The following is a 21,597-nucleotide window of genomic DNA, read 5'->3' on the forward strand; positions in this document are numbered from 1 at the left end:
GGCATTTCCTCTCTCGGGGGTGTGATGTGTCGGCTTCCCGTCGGCCGGTCGCAGCCGCGGAACACTCCGCTCGATAGAGAACCGTATGTCCCGCAGTACTTTTCGCCTACGAATAAATTCATCGTGAATGGAGCCACCTGCCTGAAGGGCTGCTTAACGGTGGAGCAAGAATCGCGTAGACGACAATTGTGAATTGTCGCGGCCGGCGCGATTACGGTGTCGATCGATGAGTCCAATGCACCTGAATGTCAACATCACCACCGCGGGCGTGCACCGCGGTGCATGGCGCCGCTCGCAGGAGAGCGCCCGGGCGTTCCACGACCCCGGTCACTACGTCCGCAACGCCAGGATCGCCGAACGGGGCCTGCTCGACGCGGTGTTCCTCGCCGACCAGTCCTACCTCCACGCCGGGCCGCTGCCGGGGGCCGCCCTCGATCCTCTGATCACGGTGGCAGCGATGGCCCAGGCGACCACGCGCATCGGGTTGATCGCGTCGGTGTCGACGACCTTCCACCACCCCTACACGATCGCCCGGGCGTTCGCCTCGCTCGAGCACCTGTCCGGCGGACGGACCGGCTGGAACGTGGTCACCACCCGCAATCCACCGGCCGGCCGCAACTACGGCTTCCCGGACCTTCCTTCCCGCGAGGAACGCTATGCCCGCGCGGCGGAGTCGGTCGACGTGGTCACCCGGCTGTGGGGGAGTTGGGAACCGGGTGCGCTCGTCGCGGACCGGGACGCGGGCGTCCAGGTCGACCAGTCCCGCGTCCACCCGATCGACCATGTAGGCCAGTATTTCTCGGTCACAGGTCCGCTGCAGGTGCCGCCCTCGCCGCAGGGGCGTCCCCTCATCGTGCAGGCCGGCGGGTCGTCGGGTGGGCTCGACCTCGCCGCCGGGTACGCGGACGCCGTGTTCACCTCCCAGGTCACCGCGGAGGCGGCGCGGGAGTACTACACGAATCTGAAAAAAGCTGTGGTGCAACGCGGCCGAGCACCCGAGTCGCTCGCGGTGCTCCCCGGCCTGGTCTTCACGCTCGGCTCCACGGAGGCCGAGGCGACGCGGCGCCGCGACGACCTCAACGAACTCGTCCCGGAGGCGGACCGATTGGCGGCCTTCGCCGGATGGATCGGCGTCGACCCGGCGGTGCTCGACCTCGACAAGCCGTTCCCGCTCCACGAACTCCGGGACATCGGGGACACCTACTTCTCGGTGGGGTTCGACCGCTCTGCCCGCATCCACCTGGAGGCGAACCGGCACCGGACCGTCCGGGAACTCGTTGCCGAGGGTCCGGCCGGGCACTGGAAGATCACCGGCACCCCCGAGCAGGTCGCCGACGCGATGGAGGAGTGGTACCGCGGGGGTGCCGCCGACGGGTTCAACCTCATGGCCGACGCCTATCCGGACGGCCTGGAGGACTTCGTCGACCACGTCGTCCCGATCCTGCAGCGGCGTGGCCTGTTCCGCCGCGAGTACGACGCGACGACTCTGCGCGGTCACTACGGCCTCGCCGAGCGACTCGCACCGACTGTCACCGAGGAGATCTCATGACCACGACCGCATCCGCTTCCGTTCTCGACGCGGACGTCCCCCAGGACCCCAGGACCCATCCGGCGTATCTCGAGTTCGCCCGGCTCGTCGACGAGGTGATCGCGCCGCGTGCGGTGGAAGTCGACCGCACCGCCGTGCCGCGGTCGCACATCGAGGCCCTGCGCGAGATCGGGTACCACCGCTGGTTCGTGCCCGAGCAGTACGGCGGGCGCAAGGTTCCCGAGGCCGTCATCGGTGCCGCGCACGATCTGTTGTTCGGTGCCGACCCGTCGACCGCAACCATCGTCACCCAGCACGGGGCTCCGGTCGTTCCCGCGATCAAGGCAGGAACACCGGAGACGCTGGCGGTGCTGCCGAAGCTCGCGTCGGGCGAGCTGATCGGTGGCGCCGGCATGGGGCACGTCCGTTCCTGGCCTCACAAGCGCGGCACGATCGCCACCAGGGTGCCCGGCGGATATCGAATCGACGGGGAGATCGGCTGGCACTCGGGGTGGGGTCTGACCGACATCATCTGGCTCGGCGCGGTGGACGAGGACCGAGAGGAGTACGTCTTCGGGCTCGGCGATCTGCACCGACCGGGTGTCACCGGTACCGTGCTCCCGCTGACCGCGGTGTTCGGTTCCCGTACCGCCTCGCTCACCCTGGACGGGTTCTTCCTGCCCGACGAGTACGTCACCGAGGTGGTGTCGGTGACGGAGTGGAAGGCCCGGGACGGCCTGGTGCGCCCCGAGATTCGCCGACTCCAGGTTCTCGACCCCGACGCCGACCTCACCGAGGCGTCGAAGATCCCGCCGGTGGGCGCCTACGGGCTCGCCCGCGCGGCGCTCGACGACGCACTTGCGCTGTACCCGGACGATCCGTCCCTGCACGCGATCTCCGCCGAACTCGAATCCGTGGTCTCGACCCCGCTGCCGGATCCGCGGTGGCGAGCGGTGCTCAACGAGATCGCGGTCCGCGCGACCACCGCCGCCGTCGTCGCGCGGGGTGGAGCCGGTCTGCTCCGGGACGACATCGCGCAGGTGCGGGCGAGGGCGGCGCAGTTCTTCCAGGTCCGCGGCAACGCGCCGGTGGTGCGTACCGCACATTTCGAGCAGTACGTCCGCTGACCCCGGGTGGGCGCCGGAACTTCGGCGTCCACCACAACCGGCGCACGGGATCAACGTGTCTCCCGCAGCTCCCGTCGCAGGATCTTGCCGGTGACCGTCTTCGGCAGGTCGACGACGAACTCCACCTGCCGGGGGTACTTGTAGGCGGCCATGTGCTCCTTGCAGTACGCGACGAGCTCGTCCGCGTCCACCGCCGCCCCGTTCTGCAGTGAGACGTACGCCTTGACGGTCTCGCCGCGGTACTCGTCGGGCACACCGACGACCGCGGCCTCCCGCACCGCGGGATGCGAGTAGAGCACGTCCTCCACCTCACGCGGCCACACCTTGTACCCCGCGGCGTTGATCATGTCCTTCTTGCGGTCGACGACGTAGAACCAGCCGTCGGAGTCCATGAATCCGACATCACCGGTCCGGAGTTCGCCGCCGGGGATCGACTCTGTGGTCTGGTCGGGCTTGTTCCAGTACCCGCTCACCACCTGGGGTCCCGAGGTGACGAACTCGCCGATCTCGCCGACCGGGACGTCCCGACCGTCCTCGCCGACGACACGCACGACGGTGTTGAACACCGGGACGCCCACCGACAGGGCACCCGACGTCGGGTCCACGGGGGCGCGGACACCGAACGGGACGCCGTGGGAGGGTGACGACGTCTCGGTGAGGCCGTAGATGTTGTGGATGTAGGCGCCGAGCACCTTCTCCAGACGATCCGCCATGGCGGGCGCGATGGGGGCGCCCCCCGAGTAGAGCACACGCAGGCTCCGGAAGTCCTCGGGTGTGGCACCGGGTGCGGAGGACAGCGCGTTGTACGCGGTGATCGCCGCGACGGTGAACACCGGCTTCCACTCGCGGATCGCGTCGAGCGTCACGTCCGGCGCGAAGCGGTGGGTGAGCACCAGCGGCGACCGCGCCAGCATGGCCACCATCACGTGCCCGACGAGACCGGTGATGTGGAACAGGGGCGCGATCCCGAGCACACCCTCTCCGGGTGCGAGCCCGGTCCAGTCCCGGTAGGTCTGCGCGTTGAACGCCAGATTGGCGTGGGTGTTCATGGCGCCCTTGGGTTCTCCGGTCGTTCCCGAGGTGTAGGTGAGCACGGCGACGTCGTCTGCGCCCAGAGCCGGTGCGGGTAGGGGGGTGCCGTCGTACGACTCGATGATCGTGACGAGGTCGCGGGTGCCCTCGTCGCGACGCCGTCCGGTCGCGCCGAACAGCCGCGGGTCGTTCCTGGTCTGGAAGTCGAGCGCGGACGTCGTGAACACCGTCCGCACCGATGTGGTTCCGGGTCCGATCACCTCCTTCGCGACGTCGGCGTAGAGATCGTCGAGGGTGAGCAGAGCCGTCGCCCCGGAGTCGGTCAACATGTACGTCAGTTCGCGCTGCCGGTTCATCGGGTTGATCGCGACCGCGACCCCGCCTGCCTTCCAGGCCGCGACGATGCCGATCACGTACGCGGGATTGTTCTGGACGTACACGGCCAGTCGATCTCCCGCGGTGAAACCGTCCGCGACGAGTGCCGAGGCGAGTGCATTCGCGGCCCGGTCCACCTCGGCGAAAGTCGACGTGGTGTCGAAGTAGTGCAGGAACGGGCTGTCGGGATCGGACGACACCGCCGTGTCGAAGACGTCGAGTGCGGTCGTGTGCTCGACCTCGATGTCGGTGGGGCTGTCCTCCGGATAGCGGGCGAGCCACGGCCGGTCGACGTAGTTCACTCGATCACTGCCGCTGTCGGACGGGGAGTCGGTGAGTTCGGGGGTCGTGGTCATCTGCGTCTCTCTGGCTCGGGTTTCCGGTCATGAACCCTTCGATCGAACGTTCGGCCGGTTCAGTGAGGCCAGGGTCACACGAATCACGGCGACGGTCAAGTGGTGAAGCGCAGCGAAAGCCTCTGTCGGGCAGTGTCTTTCCCGGTTCAGCGAGCCTGAACCTGCATCATCGACAGCGCGTGGCCGGCGTAGTCGCGCGCGACCTCGGCCGGAGTCGTCGGTCCGGTGGGGGAGAACCAGTACGGCAGGGCCATGCACATCGTCGCCACTGCCCGGGCCGTGCTGCGCGGGTCCGGTGTCGTGAAGGAGCCGTCGGCCGCGGCCGCGACCGCCGCGTCGTCGAGCCGCTTCTGCAGGCGTCGACGTGCCTCGGCGATGGTGCTCCGGTCGGGGTCCTCGAGGCTCCGCATCTCGGTGGCCGTGATGAACGCGAGGTCCCGGCGGACCGTGTGGCACAGGGCGATCGCCTCGACCATGAGCGCGAACCGCTCGGCAGGCGACCCGCCTTCGGCGTCGGCGGCCGCGACCCGCCACTCCATGTCGTCCATGGTTCGCGTCATCAACGTGGCGAGAAGCTGCTGCTTGCTGCGGTGATAGTGGTAGATGCCGGCCACGCTGCTGTCGGCGGCATGCGCCACCAGGCGCATCGTGGCGCCGTGATAGCCGAGGTCGGTGAAGACCTGGACCGCCGCCTCGAGCGCGGGGTCGAGGTCGAGGTCGGCGAAGTGACGCCAGCTCGTGTCGGTCGGTCCGGCCGGGGCTTCGGTAGGCATCCGGTCGTGGTGCGGGCGCAGCAGGTGGGAGACCGGGACGTCGAGGTACCGGGCGATCTCGTGAAGCCGGTCGATGGTCAGTGCCACCTTTCCGTTCTCGATCGCGCTCATCGTCCCGACACTCACGCCGATCCCGGCCGCCAGGGCCCGCAGCGTCAAGCCGGACTGCGCTCGTGCCCGACGCACCGCGGCTCCGGTGAGGTTCTGTTCGGCCATACTGAACACGGTAGCGCCGACCGGGCCGGCCGTGGACTGCAGCCGGCGACGACGTCGGCCGAACAGGAGCGTGACGAAGTGAGGGTCGGGTGAGCGCGTACGACGACCGGCCGTGGCTCGCGCATTACGGCGACCGGCCGGCGAACCTGCGCGTCGAGTTCGGTACCGCGATGGACATGTTCGACGCCGCGGTCGCGGCGGTCCCGGACGGCCCCGCGGTGCACTACTTCGACACGACGACGACCTGGGCGGAGCTGGATCGGGCATCGGACGCGCTCGCCGCGCTGCTGGTGGCGCGGGGGTTCCGGCCCGGGGACCGGTGTGCGCTGTACCTCCAGAACGATCCGGCCTTCGTGATCGGGCTGGTCGCCACCTGGAAGGTCGGCGGTGTGCCGACCGCGATCAGTCCGATGAGCAAGGCCGACGAGTTCGACCGGTTCCTGCGCCGCTATCGGCCCGCGGCGCTGCTGTCGCTGCCCGAGTTGTACGTCGAGGTGGTGTGTCCGGTCCTGGCGGCGGATCCGGACGTCGCCGTCCCCGTCGTGGTGACGGCATCCGCTCTGGACGGCCAGTCACGCGACGACATCCGGTTGTTCGCCGGCACCGACCGGATCCGTCCGCCCGACACGATCGACCTCGCGGCGCTGATCGCCGGATACGACGGTCCGGCGCCGCGGCGGCGCCCGGTCGGGCCCGGCGACGTCGCCGCGCTGCTCGGCACGTCGGGAACGACGGGGTTTCCGAAGGGCGCGCGGATCAGTCACGCGAACCTGACCTTCAACACCCAGACGTATCGCGACTGGACCGGAGTGCGCCCGGGAGAAGCGGTCCTCGCGCTGGCGCCGATCTTCCACGTGACCGGCCTGGTCGGCGCCGTCACGCTGGCGATGCTGCTGAGATCGCCCGTGGTGCTGACCCATCGAATCCATCCGGGTGTGATCGCCGACGCGATCCGGGAGCGCCGTCCGGCGTTCTCGGTCGCCGCGATCACCGCGTACATCGGGCTCGCCGACGAGTCCGACATCACCGCGTCCGAGATGGCGCCTCTCCGGTTGCGCTACTCCGGTGGTGCACCGGTCGATCCCGCTGTCGTGGACCGGCTCGAGGTCGCGCTCGGCGGTTACATCCACAACATCTACGGGCAGACCGAGTCGACGTCACCGACACACATCGTGCCGCCCGAGTTGCGGTCGCCGGTCGACGCGGAGACGGGGGTGCTGTCGGTCGGGGTGCCGGTGTCGAGCACCGTGGTCCGGGTCGTCGACGACGACGGTCACGATCTGCCCGTCGGTGAGATCGGCGAGCTCGTCACCAGCGGCCCTCAGGTGATCGGTTCCTACTGGGACGATCCGGAGGCGACCGCGGCCGCGCTCACCGGCGGCGAGTTGCGCACCGGCGACATCGGTTTCATGGACGCCGACGGCTGGTTCTACGTCGTGGACCGGAGCACTGACGTCATCAACGCATCCGGCTACAAGATCTGGCCGCACGAGGTCGAGTCGGTGCTCGCGGCGCATCCCGACGTCGCGGAGGCGGCGGTCGTCGGAATCCTCGACGACTACCGGGGCGAGTCCGCGAAGGCCTACGTCGTCCTGCGGTCCGGTGGCGCGGTCAGCGAGGCCGAGCTCGTCGAGTACTGCCGCGACCGAATGGCGGCGTACAAGTACCCGCGCGAGGTCGAGCTGGTGGGCTCGCTGCCCCGGTCCGCGACCGGGAAGCTCTTGCGGCGCAAGCTGCGTGGATGAGTGGCAGGCCTTCCTGCAGCGATCAGTGCAGTTGGTTCTGTGCGGCTTCGAGCCCGACGCGCAGCACCAACTCGACGGCGTCCGCGGCCTCTTCGCGGATCAGGTCCAGTTCCTTGCGTTCGACGGAGGAGAAGGGCTTGAGCACGTAGTCGGCGGGGTCCATGCGGCCGGGCGGGCGGCCGATGCCGACCCGGGTGCGCAGGTAGTCCTTGGTGCCGAGGGCCTGCGAGATCGACCGCAGACCGTTGTGCCCGCCCTCGCCGCCGCCGAGTTTGAGACGGAGCGTGCCGAAGTCGAGGTCGAGTTCGTCGTGTACGACAACGATGTTCGCGGGTTCGACGGAGAAGAAGCGGGCGAGTGCGGCGACGGGTTTGCCGGACAGGTTCATGTACGACCGCGGTTTGGCGAGGATCACCTGCCGCCCGGCGATCCGGACGGTGACGGCCTCGGCCCCGGATTTCTTGTGCACGCTCAGCCGTGCTCGTTCGCGGTCCGCGAGGGTCTCGACCACCATGAATCCGATGTTGTGCCGGGTCTTCTCGTACTGCGGACCGGGGTTGCCCAGTCCGACGACGAGGGCGGTGTCGGTGGAGTCGCTCAACGCACTGTCCTGTCCTGGAGGGAAACGCGACGACGCGCCGCCCGAAGTGGGCGACGCGTCGTCGACGTCAACTGATGTGTTGCGGGAGCGAGATCAGGCCTCGGCCTCGGCCTCGGCGGGAGCCGCAGCGCCCTCCTCGCCGGAGCCCTCGGACTCGAGCGCCTCGGCGGTCGGAGCGACGACGACGTTGACGACCAGCGCCTCCGCGTCGCCCGCGAGGGTGGCGCCGGCGGGCAGCTCGACCGCGCCCGCGAGGATCTGGGTGCCGGCCTCGAGGCCCTCGACGGAGACCTCGATCTGCTCGGGGATGTTCAGCGCGTCGGCCTCGAGCGCGATGACGGTGGTGTCCTGGGTGACCAGGGTGCCGGAGGCGGCATCGCCGGTGACGACGACGGGCACCTCGACGGTGACCTTCTCGCCCTTCTGCACGACGAGCAGGTCGGCGTGCTCGATGTGGCGGCGGATCGGGTGGACGACGACCGACTTGGTCAGCGCGAGCTGCTCGGTGCCCTCGATGTCCAGGGTGACGACGGCGTTGGTGCCGTGCGCGCGCAGGATCGCGGCGAATTCGCGGGCGTTCACGCTCAGGTGCTGCGGCTCGGTGCCGTGGCCGTACAGGACGGCGGGAACGTTGCCGTCGCGGCGGGCGCGGCGGGCGGCACCCTTGCCGAACTCGGTGCGGACGGCGGCCTTGAGGTTGTTGACGTCGGTCGACATGGGAAACGGCTCCTACGGCTCACATCAGTAATTGCTGGGGTCTCGCTACTCGGGTGTCGCCTACGAACGGGGGGCGACAGACGCGCACGGCCCCGGAGCACTTGCTCGAAGGAATCAGCCATGGCCGCGTCGATCACGGTGAGCCGCACAAGCGGGTCACCCTCGCCGAGACAACGCGTAGCAGCTTACCGGACAACGGGCGTGGCCGCTAATTGCCTGCCAGTGCCCGGACCGCGGGGCTCGCGGACTGCCGGACGAAGGCGCAGTCCGCCAGTCGCTCCGCGTCCCCGAGGGTCAGGGACAACTGCACCGAGTCGGCGAGACGGTAGGGCCGACCGTCGACGACCGATCCGAGGACCCGCCGCAGCCGGGAGATCTCCGCGCGGACCGCGACTGCGTGGTCCGGGTCGCCGTAGATGCCGGAACTCAAATCGGTGACGGAGAGTCCGCGGGTCCCGGCGCGCTGCAGCAGCAGGAGGATCTCGGCGTGCCTGCCCGACAGCGGGGTCCGCCACGTCGCCTCGGTTCCGGTGACGGTGACGACCGGAGGACCGGACAGGTCCAGGTCCATCGCAATCTGCACGGCCGCGCCGGCGGGGCGGACGAGCCAGCCGTCGGCGATCCGCTCCGGGGTGCACAGACCGAGTCCGGGAATGGTCAGCGCGCGGTCGCCCCGCGGTGCCGCGATGCGCTTGGTGGCCGCGACGCCGGACGTGTGCGCGACCCAGCCGTTGTCGTCGACGAGCAGCACCGGCCCGGACAGTGACGCGAGCAGCGGCGCGGCGGACGATCTGAGCCGCTCGAGGCGCGTCTCGTGGTGCCGCCAGAGCTGCGCCTGCGCCAGCCGGACGGCGGTCTCGACCAGGGCGGCGATGGTGGGGTGCAGGGTCAGGGCGGGTCCGCTGACATCGACGACGCCGAGCAGTTCGCCGGTGCGCGGATCGTGGATCGGTGCGGCGGTGCAGTACCACGGGTGCTGGGACTGTTCGAAGTGTTCGCCCGAGAACAACTGCACGGGCGCAACTTCGGCGATCGCCGTGCCGATCGCGTTGGTGCCGACCGCGGACTCGGTCCAGACGGCGCCCTCGCGGAAGCCGAGCGAGTCCGCGCGCGAGCGGACCTTCGCCGATCCGGAGCGCCACAGGATGACGCCGTCCGCATCGGTCACGACCATCAGCAGGTGGGACACGTCCGCGACCGCGCTGATCACCTGTTCGAGCTCGACGATCACGTCCGCCAGGGGAGTGCTGCGTCGGCGTCGCTCGACGTCGTCGATCGACAGCAGCGCCCGCGCATTGGTCCCGTCCGGGTTGAGTCCGGAGCCGAGTACCCGCCGCCACGACCGCTGCACCACGGCCCGAGGCTGCAACGGCGACCGACCACCGCCGATGACGGCGTCGTGCATGCGCACCAGGTCGCGTGCGTGCCGGGACAGGTCCGTACCCGGCTCGATCGCGCTGAAGCTGCCCACGAACCCCGTCTTCCTCGAAACTCCGTCTCGCTGCTGGCCCCGCGAGCATATGCCGGGATGTGTCGGCTGTCACACACCGCGGCCGGCGCGATGCAACGCGCTGCAACGCTTGTTGCGAGCCTCGGCCGGGAGTGTGCTCTGTGTCACACGAACAACGGTGTCATCACGAACAGCGAAGGGGATCTCGTCATGACTCAGACACTGGACCCGGTCACGAGCGAAGCGACGGGGAATGTCTCGGCGATCAGGCTCGACCAGGGCACCCCGCGTCAGCGCGTCGACATCTGGTTGACGTCGTTCGAGCAGGCGCTCGCCGCCCGTGACGTCGACGCCGCGGCGGGCCTGTTCGCGACCGCCGGCTTCTGGCGCGACCTGGTGTCGTTCACCTGGAACATCAAGACCGTCGAGGGTCGCGAGGGCGTCGCCGACATGCTGCGCGAGCGGCTCGACGACACCGATCCGTCCGGATTCCGGGCGACGGAGGAGCCGACGGAGGCGGACGGCGTCGTCACGGCGTGGATTGCGTTCGAGACGGCGACCGGGCGCGGCGAGGGGCACCTGCGGTTGCGGGAGGATCCCGACGCGGAGGGACGCGATGTCGCGTGGACCCTGCTCACCACGCTGCAGGAACTCGAGGGGCACGAGGAGGGTCTCGGCGTGCGCCGGCCGAAGGGCGCCGAACACGGAGCGGACCGCGACCGCGTCACCTGGTCGGAGAAGCGTGCGGCCGAGGAGCGCGAGCTGGGGTACACCGAGCAGCCGTACGTCGTGATCGTCGGCGGTGGTCAGGGTGGCATCGCCCTGGGTGCCCGCATGCGTCAGCTCGGGGTGCCGACCCTGGTGCTGGACAAGCACGACCGTCCCGGCGACCAGTGGCGGGGGCGTTACAAGTCGCTGTGCCTGCACGACCCGGTCTGGTACGACCACCTGCCGTACCTGCCGTTCCCCGCGAACTGGCCGGTGTTCGCGCCGAAGGACAAGATCGGCGACTGGCTGGAGATGTACACGAAGGTGATGGAGGTGCCGTACTGGTCGAAGACCATCTGCACGTCCGCAAGCTATGACGAGAAGCTCGGCGTCTGGACCGTCGAGGTGGAACGCGACGGCGAGCCGATCACGCTGCGGCCGAAGCAGCTGGTGCTGGCGACCGGCATGTCCGGCAAGGCGAACGTCCCGTCCTTCCCCGGGATGGACAGGTTCCGTGGCGACCAACATCATTCGAGCCGGCATCCCGGTCCGGACGCGTACGCGGGCAAGAAGGCCGTCGTCATCGGAGCCAACAACTCCGCCCACGACATCTGCGGCGCGCTGTGGGAGCACGGCGCCGACGTGACGATGGTGCAGCGCTCGTCGACACACATCGTCAAGTCGGATTCGCTGATGGACCTCGGACTCGGTGACCTCTACTCCGAACGGGCGCTCGCCGCCGGAATGACCACGCACAAGGCGGATCTGACGTTCGCGTCGCTGCCGTACCGGATCATGCACGAGTTCCAGATCCCCGTGTACGACGCAATTCGCGAGCGGGACAAGGACTTCTACGACCGTCTCGAGAAGGCCGGCTTCGAGCACGACTGGGGCGACGACGGATCCGGGCTGTTCATGAAGTACCTGCGCCGCGGCTCCGGTTACTACATCGACGTCGGCGCCGCCGAACTCGTCGCGAACGGTGACATCAAGCTCGCGCACGGCAACGTCCGCGAACTCACCGAGAACTCGGTGATTCTCGAGGACGGCACCGAACTCGAGGCCGACGTCGTGGTCTACGCGACCGGCTACGGGTCGATGAACGGCTGGGCCGCCGACCTGATGGGGCAGGAGATCGCCGACAAGGTCGGCAAGTGCTGGGGACTCGGCTCCGACACCACCAAGGACCCCGGCCCGTGGGAGGGGGAGCAGCGCAACATGTGGAAGCCGACCCAGCAGGAGGCGCTGTGGTTCCACGGCGGCAACCTGCACCAGTCTCGGCACTACTCGCTGTACCTGGCGCTGCAGCTCAAGGCGCGCTACGAGGGCATCCCGACACCCGTGTACGGACTGCAGGAAGTCCACCACCTCAGCTGAGCCGCTTTCCCCCTCGAACCCGGGGCACCGGCGCGGATCGAAACATGCCGACGAGCCGTCACGGGGTGATCCACACCCCGTGACGGCTCGGGCCGCCCATCCCGAGCGTCTCCCGCAACCACTGAGCCTCCTCCCGGGTTGCGTGCTCGAGCCGCATGCGCCGGGCCCGCACCGGCACCATCCGCAGCTCCCGCAGCTCCCGGGTGTCCGCGGCGAAGACCGGCAGGTACAGCAGCCGCAGGTCGTCCCGGAACCGCTCGTACCCGCCGATGCCCTCGTAGTCGTTGATCAGGTCACCGCAGCCGTACAGCACCGGGCGCCCGTGATGAATCTCGACCGGCCGCGGGTGGTGCGACGAGTGGCCGTACACGACGTCGACGCCGCCGTCGACGAGTCGGTGCGCGAACCGAACCTGGTCGCCGGGAACGTCGTATCCCCAGTTCGATCCCCAGTGCACCGAGATCACCGCGAGGTCGGCGGGGCCACGGACCGCGTCGATCCGGTCGAGCACACGGGCAGCGGTCGCGTCCGACAGGTCCGGCAGCAGTGCCACCCCGGGACGCCCCGGAGCGGCCGCGGACCGGCGGGAGATTCCGCTGGACGCCGATCCCGTCGACCACACCAGCACCCGACCGGAACCAACGGGGATCGTCGCGGGCGCCCACGCGCGGCGGTCGTCGCGGCCGGCGCCGACGGGGTGCAGGCCCGCGGTCTCCAGTACGTCCACGGTCTCGAGCAGTCCGCGCCTGCCGAAGTCGAGGACGTGATTGTTCGCCAACGCGCACACGTCTATCCGCGCGATGTCGAGCACCCCGATGTTTCCCGGATGCATCCGATAGTGAATGCCCTTGCCCGGCGCGTAGTTCGGGGACGTGGTCACCGATGTCTCGAGGTTGACGATCCGTACGTCCGGCTCGGCGCCGTCGAGTACGGACAGCGCGACACCCCACGGATGGTCGAATCCGACCGGGTGTGGGATCGGTCCGTTCTTTCGTTCGGCCAGTGCGACGTAGTCTCGTGCGTCCCGCACCAGTCGTTCGCGCAGCCGTGGGTTGCCCGGATGCGGCAGGATTTGATCGACGCCCCGTCCCGTCATCACGTCCCCGGCGAGGAACAGTGTCACTGTGCTCGGCACACTTCAACGCTAGCGTCCTTCAAGCGGGGGCGGAGAGTGTGGAGCGCGGCCGATCACAGTCCCGCGACCGCCGCGACCAGCCGCTCGAGGTCGTCGAAGGTGTTGAAGTAGTGCGGGGACGCGCGCAGCACACCGTCGAGGCCGCGGCGGGTCATGTCGACGTACGTGGAGCCGCGACCGCTGACCGTGACGGTGATCTTGTTGTCCGCGAGCGCGTCGCGCGCGGTGTTCGGGTCGAGCCCGTCGACGGTGAACGAGACGATGCCGCTGCGGTGGGCGCCGAGGTCGCGGACGGTGACGCCGGGTACCGCCGCGAGTTCGGTGCGCGCGAACTCCGCCCGTGCCGACACGGCGGCCGCGACCTCGTCGACACCGAGGTCGAGCAGGTACCGCACGGCGGCGCCGAGCCCGAGCCGGCCGGCGACCGAGCACTCCCAGAACTCGAAGCGGGACGCGTCCGGGGCGAGCCGGTAGCCCGTCTGCTCCGCCCACTGGGCGCCGTGCAGGTCGAGAGCCGCCGGTTCCATGCTCCGGGCCAGCTCGGGTCGCAGGTACAGGAACCCGGTGCCCCGCGGTCCGCGCAACCACTTGCGGCCGGTCGCGGACAGGGCGTCGACGCCGAGGTCGTGGACGTCGACCGGGACCTGGCCGACGGACTGGCAGGCGTCGAGCAGGACCAGGGCGCCGACCGCGTGCGCGAGGTCGACGACCTCCCTGACCGGGTTCAGCAGACCGCCGTTCGTCGGTGCCTGGACCAGCGAGACCACCCGCACCCGCTCGTCGAGCATCCGGTGCAGGACATCGAGGTCGATCTCGCCGGTCGGGGTGGAGGGGACCACCTCGACACTCGCCCCCGTCGCGCGCGCCCGCTGCAGCGCGGCGATCGCGTTGCTCGCGTACTCGACCTCGGTGATCAGGATCCGGTCGCCCGCGGAGAGCGGAACGGCGTAGAAGAAGTCGGCCCACGCGCGGGTCGCACTCTCGACGAGGGCGAGATCCTCCGGCTGCGCTCCGAGCAGTGCCCCGAGCGCGGCCTTGACGTCGGCCAGGTCCTCCGCGCGTTCCGCCGCGGCGCGGTAACCCCCGATCTCGGCCTCGCGGCGCAGGTGGGCGACGACCTCGTCGACGACGACGGACGGCGGCAGCGAGGAACCGGCGCTGTCGAGAAACACCTGGTCGGCGCAGCCGGGGGTGTCGGCACGGACACGGCCCTGATCGAGCATTCGGTCCTCCCGTGTGACGGTCGAGTCTGGCGTCGACGCTACCCGTGCCGACGGGCGCTCGTCGTGACACGGACAGCGAAATCGGTCTACTGTCGGTCACGTTCTGTGATTCGTACCTGCTGCAGCACTGCCGTCCGACGATCGGAGCACGGCGATGACCATGGCAACTCACACAGGATCCGCCCGGCTGACCACCAGGGCCGCGGCGGAAGCGTACGTCGGTGGTGTCTGTTTCAAGCTCGGTCCGCCGCGGCTCATCGGCGCCGAGCTGGAATGGCTGACGAGGACCCGCGACGGGGGACGTCCGGGCCCGGAGGAGTTCGCGGCGGCACTCGGCCCGCACGCACCCACCACCATCGCTCCCGATTCCCCCGCGCTGCCCCTGCCCGGTGGCAGCGTCGTCACCCTCGAACCGGGTGGCCAGATCGAACTCTCCAGCGCCCCGATGGCCGCGGCCGACGACCTGTGTGCCGCCCTCGACGCCGACACCGAGCAGCTGAGGGGTCTGCTCGCCGGCGCGGGGATCGCCGTCGACGACGGTGCCGCCGACCGCGACCGTCCCGCGCACCGAATTCTTCCCGCACCGCGATACCGGGCGATGCAACGCCGGTTCGACTCGATCGGCCCGTACGGCCGGTTGATGATGTGCAACACCACCGCCACGCAGGTCAGCGTCGACGCCGGCGCAGACACCGCCGAGGTCGCCGCGCGGTGGCGGGCGCTGTACGCGATCGGTCCCGCACTCCTCGCGGCGTTCGCCTGCTCCCCACGACTGCACGGGATTCCGCCCGGGGACTGGGCGTCGCAACGCATGCGGACGTGGTTCGAACTCGACCGCGGGCGCACGGAGCCACCCGCGCTGACCGACCCGATCGGCGACTACGCACGCTGGGCGGTCGAGGCGCCCGTGCTGTGTGTGCGGGGCGGCTGCGCAGATCGAGGCGACGACTGGTCCCTTCCCGTGGACGCGAGTTTCGCGAACTGGATCGCGGGCGACCTCGACGCGGTCATCGGCCGCCGACCCGGGTGGTCGGACCTCGACTACCACCTGACCACGCTGTTTCCGCCGGTGCGGGCGGTCGGGCACCTCGAGGTGCGGTACCTCGACGCGCAGCCCGGCGGTCGGTGGCGGGTGCCGATAGCCGCGGTCGATGCCCTGCTCGGCGACCCGGAGACGGTCGCGGAGGCGACGGCACTGGCCGCGGCGACGGCCGACCGCTGGAGGTGCGCCGCCGAGTTCGGATTGCGGGAGACCGAATTACGCACTGCCGCTGTGGAACTGCTGGAGCTGGCGGCGTCGCGGTCGCGGTGGCTCGCATCGGAACTCGAGGCGGCGGTCCATCGATGTCGCCGCGGTCGCACGGTGACCGAGGAGGGGGACCGATGACCGCACCGGAAGTGGTTCGCAGCCGGCTCGCCGAGGATCTCGCCCGGGCCCGCGAGCGCAGCCGGAGCCTGACCGAGTGCGTCGACGACGCCGACCTGGTGGCGCAGCACTCGCCACTGATGAGCCCGCTGGTGTGGGACCTCGCGCACATCGGCAATCAGGAGGAGCTGTGGTTGGTCCGCGACGTCGGCGGGCGCGACCCGGTGCGCGGCGACATCGACGAGCTCTACGACGCGTTCAGGCATCCTCGATCGACGAGACCGACACTGCCGCTGTTGAATCCGGCGCAGGCCCGCAGCTATGTCGCCGAGGTCCGGGGGAAGGTGTGGGACGTCCTGGACCGGTCGGCGTTGCGTGGAAGGCCGCTGGAGCAGGACGGTTTCGTGTTCGCGATGATCGCGCAGCACGAACAGCAGCACGACGAGACGATGCTCGCGACCCATCAACTGCGCAGTGGCCCACCGGTGCTGACCGCGCCGGCTGCTCCCGGCGCGCGTACCGTCCCCGCGCGCGAGGTGATCGTGCCCGCAGGGACGTTCGAGATGGGGACGTCCACCGATCCCGCGGCGCTGGACAACGAACGCCCCGCGCACCGGGTGACCCTGCCCGCGTTCGCGATCGACGCGGCGCCGGTGACCAACGGCCAGTACGTCGAGTTCGTCGCGGACGGCGGTTACCGGCGTCCGGAGTTGTGGAGCGACCGCGGCTGGGCGCACCGGATGTCGGCCGGGCTCGAGGCACCGCAGTTCTGGGTCCGGGCCGATCGCGACGACTGGGCTCACCGGGTGTTCGGCGTGACGCGACCGCTGCAGCTCCGCCGGCCGGTGGTGCACGTGTGCTTCTTCGAGGCGCAGGCCTACGCGCGGTGGGCGGGTAGGCGCCTCCCCACGGAGGCCGAGTGGGAGCGGGCCGCGCGGTGGGATCCGGTGACGGGGCGGTCCCGACGTTTCCCGTGGGGTGATGCCGACCCGACCGAGACCCGCGCGAACCTCGGTCAGCGGCACCTGGAGCCGGCCGAGGTCGGTGCGTACCCCGACGGCGCGAGTCCGCTCGGGGTGCACCAGTTGATCGGGGACGTGTGGGAGTGGACGTCCTCGGACTTTCTTCCGTATCCCGGCTTCGCGGCGTTCCCGTACCGGGAGTACTCGGATGTGTTCTACGGCGGCGACTACAAGGTGCTGCGCGGCGGCTCGTTCGGCACCGACCAGGTCGCGTGCCGGGGCACCTTCCGGAACTGGGACCACCCCGTCCGGCGGCAGATCTTCGCCGGGTTCCGCTGCGCGCGGGATCTCGCGCCGGGGGAGGGCGATGTGTAGGCACGTCGGGTACCTGGGTCCGTCCCGCACGGTCGCCGAGGTGCTCACCGAGGGACCGCACAGCCTGTTGCGACAGTCGTGGGCGCCGGCGGACATGCGTGGTGGCGGCACGATCAACGCCGACGGGTTCGGCGTCGCGTGGTGGCCGGGGGGCGGCGAGACGGTGGCCGCGTATCGGAACGCGGCGCCGATCTGGACGGATCCCGCGGTGGTCGGGATCCTCACCCAGGTGCGCTCGTCCGGGGTGGTCGCGGCGGTCCGCTCCGCAACGGTCGGCATGCCGATCACGGCCGACGCCTGTGCCCCCTTCACCGACGGCCGGTGGGCATTCAGTCACAACGGCCGCATCGACGGGTGGCCGGAGTCGGTGGCCGCCCTCGCCGAATGGCTGCCCGCGGTCGAGTTGCTGAAGATGCCGGCCCTGACCGATTCCGCGTTGCTGTGGACGCTGGTCCGGCGCAGGCTCGGAACGTCGTCCCCCGCCGACGCCCTGCGTGAGGTCGTCGCCGAGGTCCTGGAAGCGGCACCCACGTCGCGGCTGAACCTGCTGCTCTGCGACGGCGCCGGGGTGTGGGCCACCGCGGTCGACCACGCGCTGTCGGTACGGGTCGACGACGTCACAGCGGTGGTGGCGTCCGAGCCGATCGACGACCGCGACGGGTGGGTGACGGTACCGGACGGTCACGCGGTCGAGGCGCGGCCGGGACATGTGGCGATCACCGAGTTGACGACACCGACGGCGTATCGGGAGGGACGATGACGACAGAGCCGACGATCGAGGTCCACCTGGCTCCGGACCAGCTACAGGAGAATCTGCGCAGCGACGCCCGGATCGGGTTGACCGCGACGCCGAAGTGGTTGCCGCCGAAGTGGTTCTACGACGCCCGCGGGAGCGAACTGTTCGAGCAGATCACCACGCTGCCGGAGTACTATCCGACCCGCACCGAACGCGAACTCCTGCGCGTCAGCGCCGCGCACGTCGCCGAGGCGACGTCGGCTCGCATTCTGGTCGAGCTGGGGTCGGGGTCGTCGGAGAAGACGCGGCTGTTGCTCGGTGCACTGACCGAGCACGGGACACTGGAAACGTATGTGCCGCAGGACGTGTCGGACGCGGCCCTGGATTCTGCGGTGCACCAGCTGGCGCGGGAGTTCCCGTCGTTGACGGTGCACGGCATCGTCAGCGACTTCACCGAGACCCTGCACAACCTGCCACGCGGCGGCCGGCGGATGATCGCGTTCCTCGGGGGAACGCTGGGCAATCTCGTGCCCGAGGAGCGAGCCGAGTTCCTCGGTTCGGTCGCCGCGGTCCTCGAGGAGGGCGAGCAGTTGCTCCTCGGTGTCGGGCTGGTCACCGATCCGGCGGTGATGGTGCCCGCCTACGACGACGCGGCGGGGGTGACGGCACGGTTCAACCTGAACGTGCTGTCGGTGCTGAACGACAGGCTGGGAGCGAACTTCGACCCGACGGCCTTCCGGCACGTCGCGCTCTGGGACGAGCGCAACCAGTGGATCGAAATGCGATTGGAGGCAACCGAATCCGTCGAAGTGTGGATTCCGGAGCTGGATCTCGGGGTGAACTTCACCGAGGGAGAGCAGATACGGACGGAGATATCTGCGAAGTTTCACGTGGACGGCATCTGCAAGGAACTCGATGCCGCCGGATTCGGCAGTGATCGGGTATGGACCGATCCCCGGGAGCGCTTCGCGCTCGTACTGGCCGACCGGGTGGCCTGAACTCGCCAACCGGATTCGCCGACCTATGAGGGGGGCTCTGGCGAATCCGGTTGGTCGAGGACAGGATCAAGCAGTGAACGACGATGTGTCGGTCAGCTTAGGCAGCGCTGCCGGCCGAAGCGGCCGAGACTGCACCGACCAGGCCGAGGAGCGCACCCGCGCCGACGATGACGCCGCCCAGGCCGGAGACGACCGGCTGGATCAGCTTGAGGGTGGCGAGGGTATCGGCATCGAGGGAAGAACCCATTGTCTGGCTCCTGTGTATTCGAGGGGTGAGGGTGACGCATGTCTCAACGCGTCGACAACATTCGTACCACAACGAAAACAACTCGGTAACGATCCATACCACTATCTGGGAAATTCCTGGTCGAAAATATCAATGTTCAGTAACGGGTAACCTTCCGTTTGCTGTTCCGCGCCCGCTCGGACACGTTCCAGCCTGGCGGTTTGTCGGCTTTGTCCCCCGGGTTTCAGCCCGACTTCGCACCCGACGTGGCGGCGTCGGCCGGCTTCGGCCACCCGAGTGCTCGCCACGTCGACGCGGCGGCGCCCGCCAGGAGTCCTCCCGTCAGGACGAAGACTCCGTCGGCCCCGGTCGACCCGGCGACCGCACCGGCGGTGAGGGGGATGGCGACCTGCCCGAGCCGGTTCCCGGCCGGGCGAAGCGACAGAGCGGACGCGCGGTTGGTCGAGGAGGCGAGTCCGGCCACCCAGGTCATCGCCAGCGGCTGCGCGAGTCCCCAGAAGAAGCCGGCGACCGCAAGCAGTGCACCGACGACCGCTCGGCCGGTTCCCCGGTCGACGGCGAGTCGGGTGTGACGAACTGCGGAGACAGGGTGACGACGCTCGCCCCCGCGGCAGGGACCGGCATGACGATCAGTGCGGTCGACGTGTCGACGACCTCCGGGGGACCGCGGGTGGTGAGCAGTCCGACGGCCGGTATGCCGACCGCTTGACCGACGAAAATCCACACTGTGAAGCCGCCGAAGCGCCGGTCGCACTCGTCCGGCTTCGACAGCAAGGGTATGTAGCCCCTGTCCGGCAACGGTCGTCAGGATCTGGCCGAATCCGAGCAGGGTGCTCCCGGCCGCGAGTGTGATCAGGTTGGGGCTCAACAGGATCGCGGCAATCGCGAGGACGGCGAGGAGGGATCCGTCGCGGACGACGGCAGCTGCGTGGAAGGTGTCGACAGCCCGCCCGATGGGTATCGCTGCCACCAGCGGCAGCAGCGAGTACACGGCCGTCAGCATGCCGATGGTCGCGCCGTCGCCACCGACTCGAGTGCCTGGTACGAGATCATCACCCGCACAGCGGCATAGCCTGCCTGCAGGAGTGCGGTGGCGATGCACAAGTGGGCGCACCGATGCCGCTCGTCGGGCCGACCGGGCGCCCTTGCCGGACCAGGTGATCTGCTTGAATACTCGCATGACACAGTCAGGGGGCTACCGGGAGCGAAACAGCACCGCGGACCGCACGCTGAGCCTTCTGCAGATGTTCACCGACGACCGGACCGAGATCACTGCCGCCGACGTGGCCTCCTCCCTCGGAGTGGCCCGATCGACCGCGTACCGGTACTTGGAGAGCCTGGGAAGTTCCGGGTTTCTCGCCGACACCGGACGCGGCACGTTCGTTCTCGGCTTTCGTATTCTGGAGCTGGCCAGGATCGCTCGACGTGGCTACGGACTGTCCGAGATCTGCCGGCCCGCGATGCGGGAGTTGGCGCTCGAGTTCAAGCAGACGGTCCTGCTGACCAAACGGATGGGGACGTCCGTCGTCTGCCTCGAGCGTGAGGAATCGCCCCAGCAGTACATCCGGCTGTCCTACGAGCGTGGGACCGTGCTCAGTCTCAACGCCGGCGCCTCCGCGCTCGTGCTTCTGGCCTGGTTGCCGGAGTCCGACGTGCGTGAGCTGTTGGCGGGAGTGACGCTTCCTCGGTTCAATCGCAACACCCTGGTCGACGTCGACTCGATCCTCGAGCGCCTCGCGCAGATCCGGGAACGCGGATATGCGATGAGCAGTGGTGAGGTCGATCCGTCGGTCCAGGGCGTCGCCTGCCCGGTGTTCGACCGGGACGATCGGGTGGTCGCGGCGGTGAGTGTCGTGCTCATCAAGTCGATGGTCGCGCCCGTCGAGGTCGACGAGATCACGGATCGGCTGGTGTCGCTGGCCGAGGAACTCAGCGGACAGGTACGTCTGCTGGGCCAATAGCCCACACTTTCCGGTGGTGCGACACGCCGTCTGAGCGACCCGAGATCACGTCTGCGGCTAGAGAATCAACTGCATGTAGGTCATGTCCAGCCAGCGGCCGAACTTGATGCCGACCTCGGGCATCACGCCGACGACCTGGAAGCCGAAGCGTTCGTGCAGGGCGATGGAGACGGTGTTGCCGGACTCGATGCTCGCGACCATGACGTGGACGCGGCCGGTGCGGGCGCGGGAGATCAGCTCGGTCATCAGGGCGGAGGCGATGCCGCGGCCGTGGTGGTCCGGGTGGACGTAGACGGAGTTCTCGACGGTGTAGCGGTATCCGCTCTTGGCTCGCCACACCCCGTACGAGGCGTGCCCGGCGACCCGGCCCGCGGAGACGGCCACCAGAACGGGGAAGCCGTTCGCCTGCCGGTCCACGAGCCAGGCGCGGCGGTCCGCGACGTCGACGGTTTCCTCGTCCCAGATCGCCGTCGTGTTGCGGACCGCCTCGTTGTGGATCTCCAGAATCCCCGGCAGGTCCTCGTCGCGTGCGTCGCGGATCTCGATGGTCACCGCTCCATGGTGCCTCAGCACCCGCCCCGACGCCCTG

At 69.4% G+C, this 21,597-nt stretch carries 19 protein-coding genes; 9 read left to right on the plus strand and 10 right to left on the minus strand.

What is annotated here, in order from left to right; translation table 11 throughout:
- Positions 1 to 226 precede the first annotated feature (226 nt).
- The gene (locus tag ACFYVR_RS12990) at positions 227 to 1,549 is read left to right on the plus strand and encodes an LLM class flavin-dependent oxidoreductase (protein WP_387473476.1); all 1,323 of its coding nucleotides are present in this window, start codon (positions 227 to 229) and stop codon (positions 1,547 to 1,549) included.
- Positions 1,546 to 2,655, plus strand: a complete 1,110-nt coding sequence (locus ACFYVR_RS12995; RefSeq protein WP_387473478.1) for an acyl-CoA dehydrogenase family protein — start codon at positions 1,546 to 1,548, stop codon at positions 2,653 to 2,655. Before ACFYVR_RS12990 ends, ACFYVR_RS12995 begins: the two co-directional genes overlap by 4 nt.
- A gap of 50 nt (positions 2,656 to 2,705) precedes the next feature.
- Here the strand turns inward: ACFYVR_RS12995 and ACFYVR_RS13000 are convergent, their stop codons facing one another.
- Together ACFYVR_RS13000 and ACFYVR_RS13005 are read right to left on the minus strand one after the other, a co-directional pair.
- The gene (locus ACFYVR_RS13000; protein ID WP_387473480.1) at positions 2,706 to 4,418 is read right to left on the minus strand and encodes a class I adenylate-forming enzyme family protein; all 1,713 of its coding nucleotides are present in this window, start codon (positions 4,416 to 4,418) and stop codon (positions 2,706 to 2,708) included.
- 146 nt (positions 4,419 to 4,564) lie between these two features.
- Positions 4,565 to 5,407, minus strand: coding sequence for a TetR family transcriptional regulator (locus ACFYVR_RS13005; RefSeq protein ID WP_387473483.1), 843 nt, complete (start codon positions 5,405 to 5,407; stop codon positions 4,565 to 4,567).
- 89 nt (positions 5,408 to 5,496) lie between these two features.
- Here ACFYVR_RS13005 and ACFYVR_RS13010 point away from each other — a divergent pair, with 89 nt between their 5' ends.
- A complete protein-coding gene (locus tag ACFYVR_RS13010; protein WP_387473486.1) occupies positions 5,497 to 7,152 on the plus strand; it encodes a class I adenylate-forming enzyme family protein in 1,656 nt (551 codons plus the stop codon).
- 22 nt (positions 7,153 to 7,174) lie between these two features.
- On the opposite strand, the gene pth is transcribed toward ACFYVR_RS13010, so the two are convergent.
- From pth to ACFYVR_RS13025, 3 genes are all read right to left on the minus strand, one after another.
- Complete coding sequence (pth, locus tag ACFYVR_RS13015; RefSeq protein WP_387473489.1) at positions 7,175 to 7,753, minus strand: aminoacyl-tRNA hydrolase; 579 nt, start codon at positions 7,751 to 7,753, stop codon at positions 7,175 to 7,177.
- Between the two features lie 93 nt (positions 7,754 to 7,846).
- A complete protein-coding gene (locus ACFYVR_RS13020; RefSeq protein ID WP_387473491.1) occupies positions 7,847 to 8,470 on the minus strand; it encodes a 50S ribosomal protein L25/general stress protein Ctc in 624 nt (207 codons plus the stop codon).
- A gap of 208 nt (positions 8,471 to 8,678) precedes the next feature.
- Positions 8,679 to 9,941 (minus strand): GAF domain-containing protein, encoded by a 1,263-nt coding sequence (locus ACFYVR_RS13025; protein ID WP_387473494.1) that lies wholly within the window; start codon positions 9,939 to 9,941, stop codon positions 8,679 to 8,681.
- 189 nt (positions 9,942 to 10,130) lie between these two features.
- Here ACFYVR_RS13025 and ACFYVR_RS13030 point away from each other — a divergent pair, with 189 nt between their 5' ends.
- Complete coding sequence (locus ACFYVR_RS13030) at positions 10,131 to 12,005, plus strand: NAD(P)-binding domain-containing protein (protein ID WP_387473496.1); 1,875 nt, start codon at positions 10,131 to 10,133, stop codon at positions 12,003 to 12,005.
- A 58-nt stretch (positions 12,006 to 12,063) separates the two neighbouring features.
- Here the strand turns inward: ACFYVR_RS13030 and ACFYVR_RS13035 are convergent, their stop codons facing one another.
- Positions 12,064 to 13,140 (minus strand): CapA family protein, encoded by a 1,077-nt coding sequence (locus tag ACFYVR_RS13035; RefSeq protein WP_387473499.1) that lies wholly within the window; start codon positions 13,138 to 13,140, stop codon positions 12,064 to 12,066.
- A 53-nt stretch (positions 13,141 to 13,193) separates the two neighbouring features.
- A complete protein-coding gene (locus ACFYVR_RS13040; RefSeq protein WP_387473502.1) occupies positions 13,194 to 14,363 on the minus strand; it encodes an aminotransferase class V-fold PLP-dependent enzyme in 1,170 nt (389 codons plus the stop codon).
- A gap of 160 nt (positions 14,364 to 14,523) precedes the next feature.
- Here ACFYVR_RS13040 and egtA point away from each other — a divergent pair, with 160 nt between their 5' ends.
- The 4 genes from egtA to egtD are packed head-to-tail and all read left to right on the plus strand — an operon-like array spanning position 14,524 to position 18,800.
- Entirely contained in the window at positions 14,524 to 15,750 is a 1,227-nt protein-coding gene (egtA, locus tag ACFYVR_RS13045) for an ergothioneine biosynthesis glutamate--cysteine ligase EgtA (RefSeq protein ID WP_387473504.1), read from the plus strand.
- Positions 15,747 to 17,066 (plus strand): ergothioneine biosynthesis protein EgtB, encoded by a 1,320-nt coding sequence (egtB, locus tag ACFYVR_RS13050; RefSeq protein ID WP_387473507.1) that lies wholly within the window; start codon positions 15,747 to 15,749, stop codon positions 17,064 to 17,066. Before egtA ends, egtB begins: the two co-directional genes overlap by 4 nt.
- Positions 17,059 to 17,826, plus strand: a complete 768-nt coding sequence (gene egtC / locus ACFYVR_RS13055) for an ergothioneine biosynthesis protein EgtC (RefSeq protein WP_387473509.1) — start codon at positions 17,059 to 17,061, stop codon at positions 17,824 to 17,826. Before egtB ends, egtC begins: the two co-directional genes overlap by 8 nt.
- Complete coding sequence (gene egtD / locus ACFYVR_RS13060) at positions 17,823 to 18,800, plus strand: L-histidine N(alpha)-methyltransferase (RefSeq protein WP_387473512.1); 978 nt, start codon at positions 17,823 to 17,825, stop codon at positions 18,798 to 18,800. Before egtC ends, egtD begins: the two co-directional genes overlap by 4 nt.
- Before the next feature lie 97 nt (positions 18,801 to 18,897).
- On the opposite strand, the gene ACFYVR_RS13065 is transcribed toward egtD, so the two are convergent.
- Together ACFYVR_RS13065 and ACFYVR_RS13070 are read right to left on the minus strand one after the other, a co-directional pair.
- The gene (locus ACFYVR_RS13065) at positions 18,898 to 19,047 is read right to left on the minus strand and encodes a hypothetical protein (protein ID WP_387473514.1); all 150 of its coding nucleotides are present in this window, start codon (positions 19,045 to 19,047) and stop codon (positions 18,898 to 18,900) included.
- Between the two features lie 223 nt (positions 19,048 to 19,270).
- Entirely contained in the window at positions 19,271 to 19,519 is a 249-nt protein-coding gene (locus ACFYVR_RS13070) for a hypothetical protein (RefSeq protein WP_387473516.1), read from the minus strand.
- A 706-nt stretch (positions 19,520 to 20,225) separates the two neighbouring features.
- Between ACFYVR_RS13070 and ACFYVR_RS13075 the strand changes: the two genes are divergently transcribed.
- Positions 20,226 to 21,008 carry an IclR family transcriptional regulator gene (locus ACFYVR_RS13075; protein WP_387473519.1) on the plus strand — a complete coding sequence of 261 codons (783 nt, stop codon included), beginning with the start codon at positions 20,226 to 20,228 and terminating at the stop codon, positions 21,006 to 21,008.
- Positions 21,009 to 21,065: 57 nt separating this feature from the next.
- On the opposite strand, the gene ACFYVR_RS13080 is transcribed toward ACFYVR_RS13075, so the two are convergent.
- Positions 21,066 to 21,554 carry a GNAT family N-acetyltransferase gene (locus ACFYVR_RS13080; protein WP_387473699.1) on the minus strand — a complete coding sequence of 163 codons (489 nt, stop codon included), beginning with the start codon at positions 21,552 to 21,554 and terminating at the stop codon, positions 21,066 to 21,068.
- Positions 21,555 to 21,597: the final 43 nt, after the last annotated feature.

Origin of the sequence: Rhodococcus sp. NPDC003318 (genome assembly GCF_042879035.1) — a bacterium.
GTDB lineage: Bacteria > Actinomycetota > Actinomycetes > Mycobacteriales > Mycobacteriaceae > Rhodococcus_G.